12 protein-coding genes, 1 tRNA gene, 1 pseudogene and 1 riboswitch are annotated in these 18,678 nt (G+C 45.3%); of the genes and pseudogenes, 9 read left to right on the top strand and 5 right to left on the bottom strand.

All coding sequences use genetic code 11. The features are described from left to right. Positions 1–255: 255 nt before the first annotated feature. Positions 256–420, bottom strand: a complete 165-nt coding sequence (locus ACINK7_RS20720; RefSeq protein WP_404358295.1) for a hypothetical protein — start codon at positions 418–420, stop codon at positions 256–258. Between the two features lie 1,346 nt (positions 421–1,766). On the opposite strand from ACINK7_RS20720, the gene ACINK7_RS20715 reads away from it, so the two are divergent. After that, positions 1,767–2,585 (top strand): VacJ family lipoprotein, encoded by an 819-nt coding sequence (locus tag ACINK7_RS20715; RefSeq protein WP_404358293.1) that lies wholly within the window; start codon positions 1,767–1,769, stop codon positions 2,583–2,585. A 463-nt stretch (positions 2,586–3,048) separates the two neighbouring features. Here ACINK7_RS20715 and ACINK7_RS20710 read toward each other — a convergent pair whose 3' ends face one another. Next, positions 3,049–3,981, bottom strand: coding sequence for a bile acid:sodium symporter family protein (locus ACINK7_RS20710; protein WP_404358291.1), 933 nt, complete (start codon positions 3,979–3,981; stop codon positions 3,049–3,051). 628 nt (positions 3,982–4,609) lie between these two features. Next, a riboswitch (cyclic di-GMP riboswitch) is annotated at positions 4,610–4,695 on the top strand. A gap of 84 nt (positions 4,696–4,779) precedes the next feature. Between ACINK7_RS20710 and ACINK7_RS20705 the strand changes: the two genes are divergently transcribed. Further along, a complete protein-coding gene (locus ACINK7_RS20705; RefSeq protein ID WP_404358289.1) occupies positions 4,780–6,606 on the top strand; it encodes a S8 family serine peptidase in 1,827 nt (608 codons plus the stop codon). A gap of 920 nt (positions 6,607–7,526) precedes the next feature. On the opposite strand, the gene ACINK7_RS20700 is transcribed toward ACINK7_RS20705, so the two are convergent. Beyond that, positions 7,527–8,246, bottom strand: a complete 720-nt coding sequence (locus tag ACINK7_RS20700) for a PEP-CTERM sorting domain-containing protein (RefSeq protein ID WP_404358288.1) — start codon at positions 8,244–8,246, stop codon at positions 7,527–7,529. Between the two features lie 643 nt (positions 8,247–8,889). Here ACINK7_RS20700 and ACINK7_RS20695 point away from each other — a divergent pair. Beyond that, the gene (locus tag ACINK7_RS20695) at positions 8,890–10,584 is read left to right on the top strand and encodes a tetratricopeptide repeat protein (protein ID WP_404358286.1); all 1,695 of its coding nucleotides are present in this window, start codon (positions 8,890–8,892) and stop codon (positions 10,582–10,584) included. A 1,154-nt stretch (positions 10,585–11,738) separates the two neighbouring features. Beyond that, the gene (gene rep / locus ACINK7_RS20690) at positions 11,739–13,742 is read left to right on the top strand and encodes a DNA helicase Rep (protein ID WP_404358284.1); all 2,004 of its coding nucleotides are present in this window, start codon (positions 11,739–11,741) and stop codon (positions 13,740–13,742) included. Positions 13,743–13,764: 22 nt separating this feature from the next. On the opposite strand, the gene ACINK7_RS20685 is transcribed toward rep, so the two are convergent. Further along, positions 13,765–14,112, bottom strand: coding sequence for a hypothetical protein (locus tag ACINK7_RS20685; protein WP_404358282.1), 348 nt, complete (start codon positions 14,110–14,112; stop codon positions 13,765–13,767). A 222-nt stretch (positions 14,113–14,334) separates the two neighbouring features. Continuing rightward, a complete protein-coding gene (locus tag ACINK7_RS20680) occupies positions 14,335–14,598 on the bottom strand; it encodes a hypothetical protein (RefSeq protein ID WP_404358280.1) in 264 nt (87 codons plus the stop codon). A gap of 197 nt (positions 14,599–14,795) precedes the next feature. Here ACINK7_RS20680 and ACINK7_RS20675 point away from each other — a divergent pair. The 5 genes and pseudogenes from ACINK7_RS20675 (at position 14,796) to ACINK7_RS20655 (ending at position 18,439) form a co-directional block, all read left to right on the top strand. Then, positions 14,796–15,435: pseudogene (locus ACINK7_RS20675) on the top strand (cupin domain-containing protein). 38 nt (positions 15,436–15,473) lie between these two features. After that, positions 15,474–15,686, top strand: coding sequence for a hypothetical protein (locus ACINK7_RS20670; protein ID WP_404358279.1), 213 nt, complete (start codon positions 15,474–15,476; stop codon positions 15,684–15,686). Positions 15,687–15,899: 213 nt separating this feature from the next. Then, positions 15,900–16,550: a hypothetical protein gene (locus tag ACINK7_RS20665; RefSeq protein ID WP_404358277.1), complete on the top strand. Its 651-nt coding sequence runs from the start codon at positions 15,900–15,902 to the stop codon at positions 16,548–16,550. 323 nt (positions 16,551–16,873) lie between these two features. Then, entirely contained in the window at positions 16,874–17,797 is a 924-nt protein-coding gene (locus tag ACINK7_RS20660; RefSeq protein ID WP_404358275.1) for an ExeA family protein, read from the top strand. Positions 17,798–18,362: 565 nt separating this feature from the next. Then, positions 18,363–18,439: transfer RNA gene (locus tag ACINK7_RS20655), tRNA-Arg, on the top strand. The last annotated feature ends 239 nt before the right edge of the window (positions 18,440–18,678 follow it).

The following is an 18,678-nucleotide window of genomic DNA, read 5'->3' as shown; positions in this document are numbered from 1 at the left end:
TGCCAACGCGCTCCGGGCGGTTAATTAAAAGTAATTCGCGCAGAGGCGCGGAGAAATGATAAAAGACGACTCATGCAGCGAGGCTTTCAATCGGTGATAGCCGCTGTAAAGCGCAAACTATCAACAGCTTGTTCCTCAAACCCTATGTCCGACTTTTCAAAGAGCTCGAAAATTAGATGGCTCTCGATGCAATCGAGACGCTCTCGCCTCATAGCTATCCTGCTCTTTTATCCCCCGCGCCCTCCCTCTGCGGGGTCAATGATTATCGACGTGTTTTTTCAGTAAATAAGACAACAGCGGCGGCGTCATCAGTGTGGTGATGATTGCCATTAATACGATCACCGAAAAGACTATCGGCAGATAGGATTCCTGTGGTGTGTCCGGACATAGCAAATACCAAACCGACCGGCACCATGCCAATGCCGACGACCGCGACTACGGTCAAAACCTAAGCCGTCAATAACGTTTGGTTATCGAAGAACACGTATCGAGTTACCGCTTCGAAAAAATCGATGCCGATGAGTCCTAAATTACCGAGCGCAAGACCTAAAAGTAATTCGCCCAAAATAGCCGGTTGACTGACTTTTTCAATCAGGCTACAGGTTTTTGCGCTGATCAGTAAAATAGCGATGAATAAAAAAAACTGCGGGCATCGATTGGGTGCTGCCCTCTATCGATGGCGATGCGCTAAAAGCAGGGGCTGCAATTATCGTAATAAAGATAAAAGACCAAGGCCATTGTCGGTTCATTCGTGCATCTCCTAATTTTGGTGATTTTATTTTTAAACCTTGTGTCCATTACGCTTATAGAATCAAATAATTGAATAGAAAAGCTGTTATTGCTTTTTTGATTAACGTTTTAACCTAAACTCGGCAGTTTAACCATGAAACACATGAATTTAATGGCTTCTTTCAACGGCTTTTCTTAAATTTTTGAATAACCTTTTAGGGAAGCGGAAGTGATTTGCATAGGCAGAATAAGTCATTGAATTAACTTCTTATTCTTCAGGGTCTTCATGGTGAAATGCTTTTTCTAGATTTGACCAAGCAATGTGCGTGAGTGACGTGTACTAAAAACCAAAAATGTGACCGTGTGAAGTATAAATTATTCTAAGTTGTCGTTAAGACTACGATTTTAATACGAGGGTGAATATTGGCCTTTGTTAAATTGAAAGCTAATAGTAAGTTCAGTCTGCTATGCTAATGCCCATTGATTTGGGGTTGACTCTTTTTTGATCGATAAACCGTCTAATAAAAAACGGTGTGAAGGTGTCTATCGAGGGCCGCTCGCTGGCGACATCCTCGCCTTCTTAAAGTTATAAGTATTCAGGCCCCGTTGGTAAATTACCGCATTCAGGCGTAATTATTGACCTTTGAAAAAAGGGGGGGTATTAAAAAATTTTCTCTAGCCCCTCGGCAATTGCTCCTGCATTGCCCTATCTCCTGCATCTATGCGGACGTCTTTTTCAAAGAGGGGGCTGAATACTTAAACTAAATTTTTTAGTATTAAGGGAATAGTCGTTTATGCCGGTCATTCAGGCGCCAATTGACCTGAATTTTAATTGCGAACGCTTATGTTCGGCGATTAAAGGTCGGCCTAATGAATCTTGATTTACTTTGTTTACTGGACATTCCGAGGAGGTACAGCGGGATTTATTCTTTTTTTTCGTCAGCTGTTGGCAGAATCAGCAATAAGAACTCATAACAATCAGGAATTACTGCTAAAATGACGCCGATTTATTTAATGAATAACTAAATAAGAAGACTATGCGCCTAAAATTACTCGCCTCCGGGCCTCATACTTTTACAACAGTAGGCTTGTTATGTACGGTCCTGTTGAGCGGCTGTGCCGCGACTCCCGTCAACCCAGACGATCCATGGGAGGGTTGGAATCGTAGCGTACATTCCTTTAATGAAGATCTCGATCATTACATCATGAAGCCAATCGCCAAGGGCTATGATTACGTGACTCCTGAGCCGGTCAGCCAAGGGATTACCAATTTCTTTAGCAATATCGACGATATCGGCGTGATTCTCAACGATGTTTTTCAATTAAAATTGGCTCAGGCCGGAAAAGATACCGGACGTTTTTTTCTTAATACGACCTTAGGCTTGGGAGGCTTTTTCGACGTAGCAAGTGAAGTCGATTTGCCTAAGAATATTGAAGACTTTGATCAAACTCTTGGCTACTGGGGTGTTCCAACCGGCCCATATTTGGTGCTGCCATTCATCGGGCCCGGTTCTCCGCGAGGTGTAGCCGGCCTGGTTGGCGATGCCTTGATGGATCCGTTAACTTATACGATGTTTGCCGGAGCAGCGGTTAGCGCAGCAAGTACAGCGGCCAATGCGGTAGAGGGTGTCGACAAGCGTGCTGGTTTGTTGTCTTCGGAGAAGATTTTAGATGAAGCCGCAGTCGATCGTTACGAATTCATCAAGACCGCTTATTTTCAACGTCGTGAATATTTGATTAATGACGGAGTCATGTTGCTGGACGATCATGATGATTTGTTCGATGATCTGGATGGCTACTTTGACGATGAAGACACCAGTCATCACTTGCAATTGGACAGCCCTGCCGATCAATAGTGCGACAGGCGGATTAAAGTCATATAAGCAGGCTATGTTTGAGATCTCCTTTGCTAGCTAAATTTCGTCGTCTGGGCGCCTGTCAAAGTCACAGTACCTAATAACCAAGATGTTAAATCATAGACTCATGGAATTTAGGTGCTGGGTGAATGCTGATTTTGCATAACGCCAAGGGTGGTGTGTAGTAAAAGGCTCTTAGGCGATGATGTTGGGGGGCTGCCATAATAAGGCGCCAACTTAAGGAAAAGCGCGTCATTCCGCCAGGGATTGGCGGAATCCAGGGCCAGGGATGGCAATGCTTAGCTTCACACTTATGTAACCTGAATATCGGCAATCCAGCCGATATGACGAATAAAGCCACAAATACACCATATTATAGGCACTAAGTTAGCGCTTATGGGGGATGCTGCTCGGCAATTGCCGAGCAGCAAAAAGCAAATAATTCATTCGGCATTATTCCCGTCTATCTTTTAGTCTTTCGTATACGCCACCAGGCTGCCAGTACACTGCCGATGATCGAATGAAAACTCGCCGAAATGGCAGAGGGAATCGGTGCAAGGGCCATTTGTGCAAAGCTGGATTGAGCAAGTACCGCGCCTAAGCCGGAGTTTTGCATGCCCACCTCAATTGAAATTGTGCGGGATGCGTTTTCTTCAAGCTTCATCAAGCGAGCCATTGCATAGCCGATTGTAAATCCGCCTAGATGCAATAAGGCAACCGCGCTCAACAAAGGTAAAGCCGAATCCTTTATCGTGCCTGCATTCGCGCCAATGATGCTTGCGCAAATCAATGCGATGACCATCACTGAAACGAGCGGTGCGACAGGTGTTACAGCCTGAACCAGGCGCGGCGTATAACGATTTAGCAACATACCCGACAAAACCGGCAGAATCACCACTTGTAGAGTATTGAAAAATAAGCTCCAAGCATCCACCGGAACATAGGCACCGGCTAGCCAGTGAGTCAATAGCGGCGTCATGACAACGGCGGCGAATGTGGAGCACATCGTCATCAATACCGATAGCGCGACATCGGCATGAGCAATGTAGCTAACCACGTTTGATGCGGTACCGCCGGGGCAGCATGCCACCAGTATCAGGCCGACCGCCAATTGCGGATTGAGCGAAAATCCATAAGCTATGGCCCATCCCAAAAGAGGCATCACGGCAAATTGAGCAACGACGCCGATTAAAACCGGTCGAGTCGTGCGCGTTACCCGTCGAAAATCCTCGAAGCTAAGCGTAATACCCATGCCGATCATGATAATAGCCAAGCCCCAAACGATCATCGGACCGCTGAACCAAGTAAACCAAGCAGGAAAAAATAATGCTAAACCGCTACAGGTGATGACCCAAAAAGGAAAAAGATTGGCGAGCAAATTAAGTAAGCGAAGCACGTCGTTTTAAACCGAATAAATGATAGGCGACAAGTATACTTCAAATGGGCGTATTTGCTGTTGCTCAACCCTGAGTTTGTCTATAGAGAGAACTATTGAATTTAGCACCGTAGGGTGCGCATCACGCACCTTTCCACGGTTCCAAGCCGACAAGATTTCCCGGCCCAGGTGCGCGATGCGCACCCTACGCCTGGCGCTTTATAACCTATGATCACCAATCCCTCATGCCTAAATCTAAATTGCGATAGAGAGAACTATTGAATTTAGGCCAAGCGCTTATCTGAGTTAAGGTCAAAATAAGACTTCTTGTGTAATCTTTTGCTGACAAAAACTCGCCTAAAAGAAATTTCTTTCTTAGGCGATTTGATCTATGCACTGTCGGCCATTGCGCCTAATTAAAGATGAACGAATGGCTAAAACTCAAAAAGTTTTTGTGGGGGAGGTCGAAATGGGCAACGCAAAAGTGCTTACTAATTCACTGAACCGATATTAACAATAACAAGATGATTTTTCTAAATAATTTTTTGCCAAGCAAATCACATCAATTTTTTCTGAAATTTATACACTGTAACTCAACCGGAACGAAAAAAGCTTTCAAAGGGCTTTTAGACGCTCCAGTCAATCGAAAATCATAAAAGGGCAAAACCATCGAAAGGTGGCGACGCAAAGTTTCCAGTCTAACGGAGTTATTCCTATGACAGTGGGATTGCTAAATTGGCATAGCGCAAACATTACGCCAATTTATATTCAGCTTCAAGGAACTCCTTCGGACCTTTATTTTAAATAAGGAGTGGGGTCATGAGCTCTAACAGCCGAAGAAGTCAAAAAAATCAAAACACATTTAATTCAACTCAGCTTTCCAAAGCCGTAGCGGCGGTATTGCTTGCCGGTGTGTTGGGCGGTACAGCCGGACCAACCTACGCAGCCCCCGACAAGCCTTGGAAAGAAGGCCAAATTTTGGTCAAACCGAAAGCCGGATTATCGGACAGAGAATTCGACAAAATTCTGAAACGCAATAAAGGCCAAAAAAAAGAGATAATCGGTAACATCGGAGTGCATGTTATCTCTGTACCACCACAAGCCGAGCAAGCCGTTATTCGAGCATTATCCAAAAATCCTCATGTCGAATTCGCAGAGCTCGATATGGCGGTCGAACTCAGCTTGACGACGCCCAACGATCCGCGTTACGGCAACCAATGGCATTTGCCCAAAATTCAAGCACCAACCTCTTGGAGCTCAACAAAAGCTGACAACACCGTGATTGCTATTTTGGATACCGGTGTCGATAGCGCGCACTCTGACTTATCCAGCAAAATGCTGCCCGGTTGGAATGCGGTCGACGGCAGCACCAACAGTTCTGATGTACATGGACACGGCACGGCGGTAGCGGGTACGGCAGCTGCCACAACCGATAACGCTAACGGCGTTGCCGGCGTCGCTTGGAATGCGCAAATATTGCCGGTGCGCATTACCAACAGTAGTGATGGTTGGGCTTATTGGAGCGATATTGCTCGTGGCTTGAACTGGGCGGCCGATCAAGGTGCTGACGTCGCGAACATCAGTTACGGCGTTTCCAACAGTTCTGCGGTAACCAATGCCGCACAATACATGCGCAGCAAAGGTGGCCTGGTTGTTGTTGCGGCCGGTAACGACGGCGTCGATCCTGGATTTAAAGATAATGTTCATATGATCAGCGTTTCGGCTACGACTAGCTCCGATGCCAAGGCTTCTTGGTCGAATTATGGCGAGTTCATCGATGTTGCGGCGCCGGGCGCATCGATTCAAACCACTACGCGCGGCGGCGGCTATGGAAGTTGGAACGGCACATCGTTTTCGTCACCAGTGGCTGCAGGCGTGGTTGCCCTGATTCAGGGCGCGAATCCAACACTAACGCCCGATGAAGTCGAGCAAATCTTGAAATCCTCGGCCGATAAAATCGCTGGCGATATCCACCCATACTATGGTCACGGCCGCATCAATGCCGCCGTAGCGGTTGAAATGGCGCAAAGCATGGTGAATGTCACTGTCGATAACGAGGCGCCTTCAGTCAATATTTTCTCGCCAACGGGGGGAAATACCGTCAGCGGATTGGTTGAAGTCGAGGTCAATGCCACCGATAATGTCGGTGTGAGCGAAGTGACGCTCTATGCCAATGGTTTCTATGTCGGTACCGATACGACCGCACCTTACCAATTTAGCTGGGATTCCAATCAAGTCGCAGATGGCTCCGTAACCTTGAGCGCAACCGCAATCGATGCGGTGGGTAATGACGGGGTTTCAAATGATGTTAATGTAACGGTCAAAAATACGATTGAAGAAGTCGTTGATGAGCCTATCGAAGAAGTGATTGAAGATATGGCGGCTCCAACCGTAGCAATCAGTAATCTAGCCGACGGTAGCCGAGTATCACGAGTAGTTAAAATAAATGTTTCGGCGGAAGACGACGTTGCGGTTGCCAATATCCGGTTGTTCATTAACGGCAGGATGGTAAGTTCAGTAGATGGCGGTAGTTTATCCCACAATTGGAATACCAATAGAGAAAGCCGAGGTACCTATATCATCGAAGCGATCGCGACCGATACTTCGAATAAAACCTCCAAACATACCGTTACAGTTTTCAAATAAGCAAAACTAAAATCTGCAATCCAAAAAACGCCGGCGTCAGTCGGCGTTTTTTTTAGCAGGATTTTTATAAAGTTCTGTATGCAGTCGTAGGGTACGTATCGCGTACCTTTTTGGCTTGGTAATTAACTGCTTCGGAATATTGCGAAAAAGTGCGCGGTGCGTGCTCTAAAATCTTTATGTTTCGTAATTGGCTAGTTTTTTCATCTTTTCATCTATTAATGCGGATATAGTCTTTTTTACGAGGTTTTTTTATAAGCTGAATTCAAGTAACTATTCAATCCTCCGGCAATTATCGTTCCCACGCTCTGCGCTCGCCGTTATACACAAGTATCCGTAAACTTGCTAAACAGAGTTCGTCGTATACCTGGAGACGGTGCTGTTTGATAAATCTGCGGATATTGAACATCAGTGGCTTCGAAATCGCGACGAAGGCGTCGCTCCCACAAGAGGGGGGCGGATGCTCTGTGGGAGCGATCCCCAGATCGCGATTTCGAAGTCGGGAACGTTGGGCGACAAAAAATGGTATCGAAGCCTCATTAGCTAAGATTGCAAAACAGTAATTTTTGACTTATGTATAACGATGAGCGCTCTGCGTGGGAATACCTGAGTACCGCTCCAGCATGGGGACGATAAGGGGTGTGAATCATTACGAATCCAATAGTCAACCTTTAGCCTGAAAAAAGCATTTCACAATGAAGATCATAAGGAATGAGACGTCAACTTAATAACTTCTTATTCGTTTGTATAGAACTTTCGTTCATCCAAGAGGTTAGCAAGAATATTTAGGCAATCTCTTGAATGGTTCAGGTGCTTCATGGCTAGGCTGTCGAATTTAGGATCAATAGTGTGGATGGACGAGTCAAAAAGTAAAAAAACGCCGGCAATTGCCGGCGTTTTTTTTCGAAGGTGATTCTAAGTTATTAGGCTTTGGTCGTTTTGCGAAATTTTGTGGCGCCAAAACCCACTAGTCCGATGCCCATCAATAAGATCAGATGGGGTTCTGGGACTTGGCCGCCTCCTGGGCCTCCGCCGCCGTTAGGAGGCGTTGAGGTTGCGTTTTGATACCAAAGAGTCATGTTAGAAAGGCTTGGGTTATCGCCTTGTCCTGGACCGGCAAAAGTAATTTCCCATGCTCCAGAGCCATTGCCATTGGATGTAAAAGTCAAATCTTCAAACAAATATGAAGCAGAACCATTAGCTGCTTTTAAATTAGCGACTACATCCATCTTTAAATCGTATCCAGGCTCATCAACTTTTTCCCATGCAAGTAACCAAGTGCCACTATTGCTAGCGAACGTTGATGCAGATAAGGTGAATTCAATGCCTAGTACCGTGCCTTCAATATCACCGCTTGTACCGGATTCGTCTTTCGCAAACTGTGTCCAGCCGGTATCCGCCCAAACTGTATCGCTTGTTGGATTGCCGCCAGGGCCTGCGCTCGTGTCAATGAAGCCGTAGCAATCATTAGCATTGTTTCCCTTGAAAGTCACATCCTCGACCGATAAGCCATCTAGGTGAGTGTCAGGCGCTGTATAAGCGGAGCATAACGTTGCAGCCTGACTGCCGCCAGCAAATAATGCAGCAGCTAAAGCAAATGCCGCTATCGCCGGTCTGTTAATTTTTGTTTCTATTGTCTTCATGATGCCCACCACTATAGAAAAACTTTAGTAATATTTATATGTTTGTAAGCTAAATTTATGCCATTTTAAAAAATATTAAATAATTCATTAGGTTGTTCGGTTTATATTAAGCAAAGTGCTTATTTTTCGGGAGGAGTGTAAATTTTTCTGACAATATCTGACGAATAGGTTTAGTGCGTAAAATTTGGAGGATGATTTAATTTGAGCGGGATCTTGTTGATTCAAAGAGGTTGTCGTGTATTTGGCGAAAAATGTGAATCACCTCACAATCTAAAGTGCTCCTATACTAAGATTGGTAAAGATTTTCTCATTTGGCTCGATCGTAATGGATTGGATGAGCTGTATGTTTATAGTAATAAAATAAATCATATAAATAACAATGATCTAGGTGTATTTGAGCTTTGAGCAAAAGATCGTGAAAAACGCATTTCGAAACAATGTAAAATTTACTGACACTGATTCAGGATTTTTTCCTCTTCTCAAGGCGGCGCGATAGTAAACGAAAGATTAGTTGAGATCTGCTTTCTTTATACAATGCGAAGCTAAGAAACCCTTAACGCTGTACATTTTTTGTAATCGCCGTTATTTTTGTCAAAGTGTTGCGTTAACCCCTCGCAGACCTGAATAAATTAAGGTATAAACCATGAAGTACAAAGTATTAGCATTGCCCAAAAAAGCGGCCTTCGCCATTATTGTTGGCCTGATGAGTGGACTCAGCCAAGCAGCAAAATATGATCCACAAAGTCAGGATCTTTGGGCTCCGTTAGAGGACGAACTAAAAATCGATTCCACTTATGATGAAGACTTCATTACTTTTTTCGAATCGGCGCCTGAAACAGATCAGCAGACTCTCGAGCAAAACCATCAGCTTGTATTGGAATTGATCAAACAAAAAAAACTCGATGAGGCGCAGGCCAAGCTCAAAGGCCTGCTCAAGCAGTTCCCGAATGAAGCCGAGTATCATAATTTACAAGCACTGATAAAAACCCTTCAAAAAGATCAAAAAGCCGCAGTCGTAAGCTTTCAAGAGGCTCTTAACTTAAATCCCCGCAATCTAAGCGCACTGCAAGGTCTAGCTTTGTTTGCGCTTGAAAATAATGAGTTAAAAGTGGCTCAAGAGTATATCGATACAGCGCTGGCAGCTCATCCGAAAGCGGCTGTTCCGTATATTTTGAAGGCGAACCTTGCTTATCGGCAGAATGATCTCGTCGAAGTTGAAAATATTTTATCGACCGCGTTGAAACAGGCACAGAGCAATAAAGAGCAGGTGCTTTTGGTCGTCAATAATCTGATCAAGCTCTACGAGCTCAAGCAAGAGCCATTAAAAGTACTTGAGTTAATGCAAGGAATAGTCAATCGTTATCCGAACGAAAAATCTGTCCTCTCGATGCTGGCGAGGGCACAAATACTCAATAAAGATTTCGATAGCGCCGCCCAAACTTTAAAGACAATAATTACGCAAGATCAAAAAGACATTTTTCATCGGATATTACTGGCTCGACTTTTGATGACGCGACCGGATGCTTCAGCGGACATTGCAAAATTGATCGAAGATGCGAGCGCTGCCAGTCCCGATAATCATCAGGTCATGACTTTGAAAGCTATCTATTTGATCAAAGAGGAAAAAAACGATTTGGCGATGGAGCTGGCTGATCGGATCGAAAAACAGTACCCCGAGTCCGCGGTCGGTAATATCTTAAAAGCCGATATTTATCTGGCTCAAAAGCAACTCGATAAGGCGTTGGAATATAATCGACGTGCTTATGAAATCAAGCCCAATGCGAGATTGTTGAATCAAATTGGCGGCTTACTTGCTGCGCAAGGCAAGACCGACGAAGCCATTCAAATGTTTAGCAGTGAAATTGATAAAAATCCCAAGAATTTAGACGCGCACCTGCAAATCGCCAATCTTTATCTTAGTCAAAAAAACTATGGCAAAGCTGAGAGCCACTATCAATCCATCCTCAACGAAAAGCCAGAGAATGTCGTGATTTTGAATAACCTGGCAATGATTTATTTCGGCCAGAATAATCCGAAGGCTTTGGAATTAGCGGAAAAAGCCTATAAGTTGTCGCCTGAGGCTGCGGCTGTTGCCGATACTTATGGTATTGTATTGTTGCAAAATGGCCAAGCGAAAGACGCCTTGGCTAAATTGCAAAAAGCTGCCGACCTAGCACCTAATTCCCTGGATATCCAATTCCATCTTGCTAATGCACAACAAGCCAATGGTAATAAACAGGCTGCGATCGAAATTCTGCAAAAAATTGCGAATGCTCCCGCTCCGTTCGAAAACAAGCAAGCCGCTAGCGATTTGTTGAAAGCGTTAAGCGGCCGATAATGCTCTGCCGGATGCTTTTTGTAAGCCCGTCCGTAGCGTTTTACCCCCCCCTGTCTTTATTCTTTTTTGAACGTTTTTTTAACCGGTCTGAATTGTATTTTAATTAGAATTTCCAAACGTCCGTTGAGAAATTCGCAGAATGACGGTAAGTTTTTTGTTGTAAAAGCTGATACTCTTGTCAGCGAATGCTTACAATCTTTTCGTTGAGGAGATTTTCTAAATTCGTTCGAACGTTTCGCCGTTATGTGCTTGAAACAATTAAATTTAATAAATCATCTGTTCAAATTAGATTGAGAATTGGTCAAGGCATGCTTTTCAGGTTTCACAGTGAATTTTTCCGCAAACGAACTTGGCAATGATTGTAAGAATTTCTGACACTTTTGTCAGTTATGGATTACAGGCTCTTCTTTTGCGTCGATGATTACAACTATTTGCGAGTCCCTTTGTCCATGCGTTTTCTAGTCGATGTCAGATTCCGAGTAAAAAGGATTGAATTATTAATTTAACCCCTTTTTATGTTACCGCCTTGTTTCACAAACGGTTTGGCAAGAATGCTATAATTTCGAGTAATGAAGCCAGGGAACAATTTGCCGGATGAAAGTTTCTGAAATTCTCTTCAAATTACAAAAGGATGGGGAGTATTCATATGCAACACGCGGAAGCCACCGCGGTGAAAGTGTTGTAGATCCTTCAGGCTTCGACTTGGCTCAGCACGAACGGCCTACAACACATGCCAACTGCTCTTTTTAGGATAAAGAGCATGAAGTAATATTAAGTATTAGGCTGTTGAATTTATAGTCTTTTTCTTCATTTCCTTCATGGTAAATAAATTTTTTTATGATGTATTCGCCAATGCTTTCACAGTCTCTCCTGCGTGGGAATGCATGCCGAGCTTAAAATACGCATATGACTTCCCAAGGATGATAGCTCATCGTTATACACAAGAGCCATCATAACCGCCGGGACGCGGTTATCCAATACCAAGGACGGCAAGCTAAATCCATCCATGTAGCCTGGACTCCGGCAACCCCTGCCGGAATGACGTGGCTTACATAATGATGTGTATAACGATGAACGGATAACCGAAGTAACCAGTCTACTTATATTCCAATCATTAATCCTCGAAAGCTTTTCATCACGTTTCGTTAAACAACATGGCCGAACTCAATCCTCAACAACTTGCGGCGGTGCGTACCGTCGATGTGCCTTTGCTCGTGCTGGCAGGTGCCGGCAGCGGCAAGACGCGTGTGATCACCGAGAAAATCGCTTATCTGGTCAAGCAAGGTACGCCGGCCCGGCATATCGCCGCTGTAACGTTCACGAACAAGGCTGCGCGAGAGATGAAATCGCGCGTTTCGAAACTGCTGAACGACAAAGACATTCGCGGTTTGACCGTCTCGACTTTTCATTCGCTCGGTTTGAATATTCTCCGCAAGGAACACAAGGCGCTCGGTTACAAAGCCGCGTTGACGCTGTTCGACGAACAGGACAAACAAACGCTTCTGAAAAACCTGGTTATGCACAACGGGAAGGAATGCGATATCGATAAGGCCGATCATTACGCCTGGCAGATCGGCCAATGGAAAAACGCCTTCGTGACGCCGGAACAGGCCTTGTCTCATGCCTCGCAAGAACAAGCGCCGGCCGCGCATTTATATACCGATTACACGCGCAGCTTGAAAGCCTACAATGCAGTCGATTTCGACGATTTGATTTTGATGCCGGTATTATTGTTTCAACAGCACCCGGAAGTTCTCGAAAAATGGCAGAACAAGATTCGTTATCTGCTGGTCGACGAATATCAGGATACCAATATCACGCAATATCAATTGGTGAAGCTGCTGGCCGGTAACCTCGGACGTTTCACCGTGGTCGGCGACGACGATCAGTCGATTTACGCCTGGCGCGGCGCGCAACCGGAAAATTTGGCACAATTGCAAAAAGACTTTTCGCGCTTGAAGGTTATTAAGCTTGAGCAAAATTACCGCTCGGCCGGGCGGATTTTGAAGGTTGCGAACCAATTGATCGCGAATAACCCGCATACTTTTGAAAAGCGCTTGTGGAGCGATTTGGGCTTCGGTGATCCGCTGCGCGTGTTGAGTCATAAGGACGAAACCATCGAAGCGAAACAGATTGTTTCGGAAATCATTCATCACAAGTTTAAAACAGGCAGTAGCTACAAGGACTACGCGATTCTATACCGAGGCAATCATCAATCGCGACTGTTCGAACGGGCGCTACGCGAAAACAACGTGCCGTATTTTATCAGCGGCAGCACGTCGTTTTTCGCATATACCGAAATCAAAGACATACTTAGTTATCTGCGCTTGTTCGTGAATCCGGACGATGATGCCGCGTTTTTGCGCATTATCAACACGCCGCGCCGTGAAATCGGTCCGACCACGCTGGAAAATCTCGGCGCCTATGCGAACGAGCGTCACGTCAGCTTGTTTAAGGCCAGCACCGAAATGGGCCTGATGCAGCGGCTGTCCGACAAGGCGCGACAGCGTTTACAAAAATTTACCGACTGGGTGAACGATACCGCCGATCGCATGGAGCGAGGCGATACTTTCGCAGTGATCGAGCAGATGATTAGCCAAATCGGCTACGAAGCCTGGCTGCGCGAAAACGCGAAAACGCCACAATCGGCCGAACGTAAGATGCAAAATGTTTACGAACTGATCGACTGGTTGAAGCGCATCGCCGACAAAGACCAGGGCAGCGAGAAATCATTGTCTGAAATCGTCTCGAAAATCATGTTGATGGATATACTCGAGCGCAATCAGGAAGAAGAGGCCGGCGACCAGGTCAGCCTAATGACACTGCACGCGGCCAAGGGTCTCGAGTTTCCTCATGTGTTTTTGATCGGTATGGAAGAAAATTTGCTGCCGCATCAAAACAGCATCGAAACCGATAATATCGAGGAAGAACGCCGCCTCGCCTACGTCGGCATCACGCGTGCGCAGCGTTCGTTAACTTTTAGCTATTGCACGCACCGAAAGCGCTACGGGGAAATTTCCGAATGCGAACCGAGCCGATTTTTAAGCGAGTTGCCGGCCGATGATCTGGAATGGAGTAATAAAAAAAAGCTGGATCCGGCCGTCATCAAAGAGCGGGGGAAGGCAAATTTGGCTCATCTGAAAAATATTTTGACATGATCAACGGGTGCCGAATTTAAGGTCAGGATAATGATAGGGAGCCGGGTATACAGTGTTTCAGTTCATGCAAAATACGCTCGCCTTCTCGCCAATCCGTGGTGGTAAATCCTTCATCGAACGAGGCCAAGTGATTCGATAACAACAAATTCGCCTCGTCATAGCAGCGATGTAAGAGAGGTACTCGACTTAAACCGACCGCAGATCGCAACGAATAGCTTTTGGCTCTTTGCTCCGAACTTAATGATAAGGATTGCCGATGGAGCACCGCAGCAAACGTTGCAGGAAAGTCGTTAGGTTGAAAGTGAACCGATAAATACTCCGCCGTATCGGCTAATGATAAAAACTCTAATGGCAGTTGAGTAGATGCCACGTAACTGAAGATCGTGTTTACAATCTCTTAGCGGAAGATTGTTGACGATGGTATCGGACTGTCTTAGCGTACCCAGCAAAAGAATCTTGGCGGGATCGGTTCGTCGGGCCCAGAATGAGATAAATTCGACGGTCGAAGAGTCGCACCAGTGTAAATCTTCCAGACAAATAATCAGGGGTTGTTGGAGGCTGATGGCATCCAAAGCATCAGCTAATTCTCTGATCAAGCTTTCAGCATCGAGAGATACTCCTTGTTGTCGATTTTGCAGATTTTTCGACGATGATAGCTATGGAAAATAGGGTAGCCAAGAAGGGGCGTATAGCGCCAATGCTTCGTAAACCGAACTGTTTCCGTCTCTGCCGATGTCAACAGGACGGCGCGCCCTTCCTGAAGTAAACGAGCATTGGCCTTATCCAAAACGAACGGTCCGAAACGTTTGCTAGGCAATGAGCGACGGGAGTAATCGATACCAAACTTTTTGTCCATAAGCGTCGCATCATCGATAAAACATTGTTCTTGGTAGGCTTTTTTGCGTATTGATTTATGTTATTGTTTCGCATCGAATAATTCTGGACATTTCAAACATTTTGGTCATACCCGGCAAATTGATAGCAAACCAGCACCGATCGTCTTGATTCTTTGACTAATCGTATTTTTTCCTGCAGATAAAGAGGAGAGCTTCAATGGATATAATGAGTGATATTTGTCGATCTCTTAGGCTTGAGGGCAGCGTATTTTTTCGATCCGATTTATCAGCGCCATGGGGTATAGAGCTTCCGGCCGCTCACGAACCGCGTTTTCATATTGTATTGGCGGGACATTTATGGTTTCAGACCGAAAAAATGCCGCAACCTCAAAAAATGGAAGCCGGAGATATTGATTATTCCTGAAGGCGAATGGCATTGGATCGCGGTTCAGACCGGCCGCGACTTGACGCCGAGCGCTGATGCAGGTGCCGCTCTGCTTCGGCGCAGTCCCATGTTCCAAGGAAATCATCCGACAACGCGATTGTTGTGTGGGCTGTTCAGATTCGATGCAGATAGCCCTCATCCATTAATCGAATCGTTACCGTCCATCATTCACTTGCACTTCAGCGATTCAGTCGAAAGTCGGTTTTTGATGCATACAGCTCATTGGTTATTCGACGAATTCGATTGCGCCAATCCCGGTTCGACTATTCTGATGGATCGCCTTTGCGAAATTTTTTTTATCCAGGCTTTTCCATATATCAATAAATTTGAAGATTTGAGGCCTGGATTTCTAGTCGCCTTGAAAGATCCAAAGATCCATAAAGCCCTGCAATGTATTCACGAACAACCCTGAATACAATTTTTAAGCACTCAAAATCATTATTTTCTGTAATGGGCCTAATATGCGCTCTTACTTTTCATAATACTGCCGAGGCGATTGTTTATACAGCCAGCAATGAAGCTAGCGGCAATCAAGTCATCGCATTCGATGTGGTGGACAGTCGAGGTAGAATTGCCGAACTAGGCCGTTTCGATACGGAAGGCGTAGGCACCGGAGCGCTGTTGGGCAATCAAAGTGCGATTGCGCTGGATGTTTGTAACTAATGCCGGCAGTAGTAGCTTGACAAGCTTTCGGCTACAACCTACCGGGCTTCAGCTGGTCAATGTCGTTAATTCCGGCGGTTATCAGCCGATCAGCGTGACAGTCTTCGGGGCGCTCGTCTATGTTTTAAATGAGGGAGTCATAATCCCTCGGATCCGGGTGAGATTCGCTATGACAATATTAGCGGTTTCCGTTTTTCAGGTGGCGGAGTATTAGTGCCTATTCCCAATTCCACCCGTATTATCGATAACTCACAACCTACCGCACCGGCACAAATCGGCTTTAACAAATCAGGAACGGTTTTATTGATAACCGAAAAAGCAACCAATACGTTGACGACCTACCTGGTGCAACAAGACGCCACGCCGTCTTTGCAACCCTTGAAAAGACTTTCTGCAGTTCCGACTCCGTTCGGGTTTACATTCGGTGATCGCGACTTTGTCTTTATCACCGAAGCAAATGGTGGCGGTCTCGGCGAAACGGTTTCCTACCGGATCGATCGCGTAACGGGCGCAGTTTCCAATGCGGTAGACCGAATCGAACAAGGCAATGCCGCTTGCTGGACTGTTCTTTCGAGCGACCAAACCGTGGGTTATACAACCAATACCGTTGGCGGCACCGTCTCTTTATACCGAGTCAATTTTAACGGTACAATGGATTATTTTTTCAATTCGTCCGTCGATACGCCGATTCCGTCCGGCGCGGGTGTGCGGGATGCTGTTCTCCTGCAAAACAATCACTTTTTGTTTACTCTCAATAACGATGAGGGGCGAGTGCGCAGCTTCTGGGTGAATCGTTCAGGAGCGATTGCGCCTCGTGGAATGGCAGCTATTCCTAACAGCGCAACAGGATTAATCGCTCGATAAACTGTTACACCGCCGTTGTTTATAAAAATAACGGCGGTTTTTCTCAATCAGCTTGAATCTGCTGAGAAGATTTACTATCGAAGCTTCTCCATTATCAGGGTGCTTGTGAAAATAACACTCAAAATTCAATCTAATTAAGTTCTCATTTGTCAAGGTAATTGTTTGCCAAAAACTTGTGGTTTTCTTTACTGCGTGAAGTAAGCGTTTTCTCGTACTCTAATTTGAAAATACTTGGGTTGCAGCAGCTAGCTTTAGCAACTTTAGATCGTTAGTACAGGGATTCGATTGGTAAGGATTAAAACCAACAATTGGGAAATTACTATATGTATCAAAAGTTTTTCGGTTTAAAAAAATCTCCTTTTTCGCTAATTCCGGAACCGGAATATTTATATCTGAGCCAGCATCACAAAAAAGCGCTAAATACATTGAGGTATGGCGTTTTTCAACAAGCCGGATTTACGTTGTTGACCGGCGATATCGGCTGCGGAAAAACCACGTTGCTTCAAAAGCTGCTCAACGACATTAAGTGCGATGTGGATCTAGGGTTGATTACGAATACGCATCCATCATTCGGGGAGTTGTTAACTTGGGTGTTACGAGCTTTTAACGTTGATAGCACTGCAAATGATGAAGCCGAACGCTACCGGGTTTTTAAACGCTTTATGGATAAGCGGCAGCTCAGCAATCGACGAGTCTTATTGGTTATCGACGAAGCACAAAATATGGATATCCCGGCATTGGAATCGCTTAGGCTGCTTTCTAATATCAATGACGACGGAAAATGCATGCTTCAAATTATTTTGGCAGGGCAGTCCGAGCTATTGGAAAAGATCAACGATCCGAAATTGATTCAATTCGCGCAGCGAATCTCCATAGAATCGCATATCAAGCCTTTAAGCTATCAAGAAACCAAAGACTATATTGGCCACCGGTTGAGCGTGGCGGGTGGAAGGTCTGATATTTTCAGCCGCAAAGCCGTTTTAGCCGTGTTTGAACACAGCGGGGGCGTCCCTAGAGTCATCAACAATATCTGCGATTTGGCCATGGTATTTGCCTTCGCCAACGATTCCGGCGTCGAATACGAAACCGTTATGGAAGTCGTAAATGAAAGGCGAACCGGCGGTATTCGGAAATCTACCTCTAATCAAACATCGCATTCGGAACTCGATATTACTGAAATGTTGGGGTTTAGGTCTAACGGTTCCAGTTCTGTGAATACTAAATCGAGAACGCTCATTACTCACTGAGCGTAAAAATCAGTTCCCCTCTTTGAAAAAGACGACTGCATGGATGCGGAAGGTAGGGTCCAACAGTAGGCGCTTTAGGCGACAACTAGTCTGACACAGGGCACAGAAAAATGCTCCTCGGCAATTGCTCCCGCATTGCCCTAATACACACCATCCATGGCGTAATGAATTTTCAGCATTCATTACATCCCTGTAATTCAGCAGTTGCCGAGTAGCTGGGAAGATTATTTAAATAAACCCCTCTCAACCTCCCCTTTCAAAGGTAGGCAAAGTTCCAACTTGTTTTAGATGGAGGGGGCTGAATTATTACCGCTGAGCGGGTTTGCTTATGATTGCGAACTTTTTCTTGAAATTATCATGCCGAGCCGATTGCCGTGTAAGACTTGATTCGCAGTATCTCGCTTTTTATCGTGGTGAGGTTTTTGCCGAAAGGCACCATGATGACGAATAATTTTTTAATAAAGAGGTAAAATGATTTAACTTCATTTATAATCAGCGTCTGTCAGTTTACTATACGATTTTTCGATATTGCACGTCTTTCCGATTAATCGGCAGGTTTTATCAAGCGCCCGTAGCTCAGCTGGATAGAGCGCGGCCCTCCGGAGGCCGAGGCCAGAGGTTCGAATCCTCTCGGGCGCGCCATTTTGACATCTACCCCAAAACGGCCATTTTTACTCCGTGCCCTGTATGTGCCCTATCTGTGCCATGCCCTTTAAAATCGATTGAGGTCAATTAAAGATTTCGACCTTTACCCCCCCCCGATTGCGCATTTCGCCCATTTCAAAATAAATCAGCACGGTTTTGAATTCTATTTTTTGAATGGATATTGAGCTATTCCTTGATGTATTAGCGACAATATTTAATTCACTGCCGAAATTTGA

This window comes from Methylotuvimicrobium sp. KM1 (assembly GCF_044788715.1).
In the GTDB taxonomy this organism is placed as follows: domain Bacteria; phylum Pseudomonadota; class Gammaproteobacteria; order Methylococcales; family Methylomonadaceae; genus Methylotuvimicrobium.
Note: the sequence above shows the minus strand (reverse complement) of the source record. Positions and strands in the feature narration are given on the sequence as shown.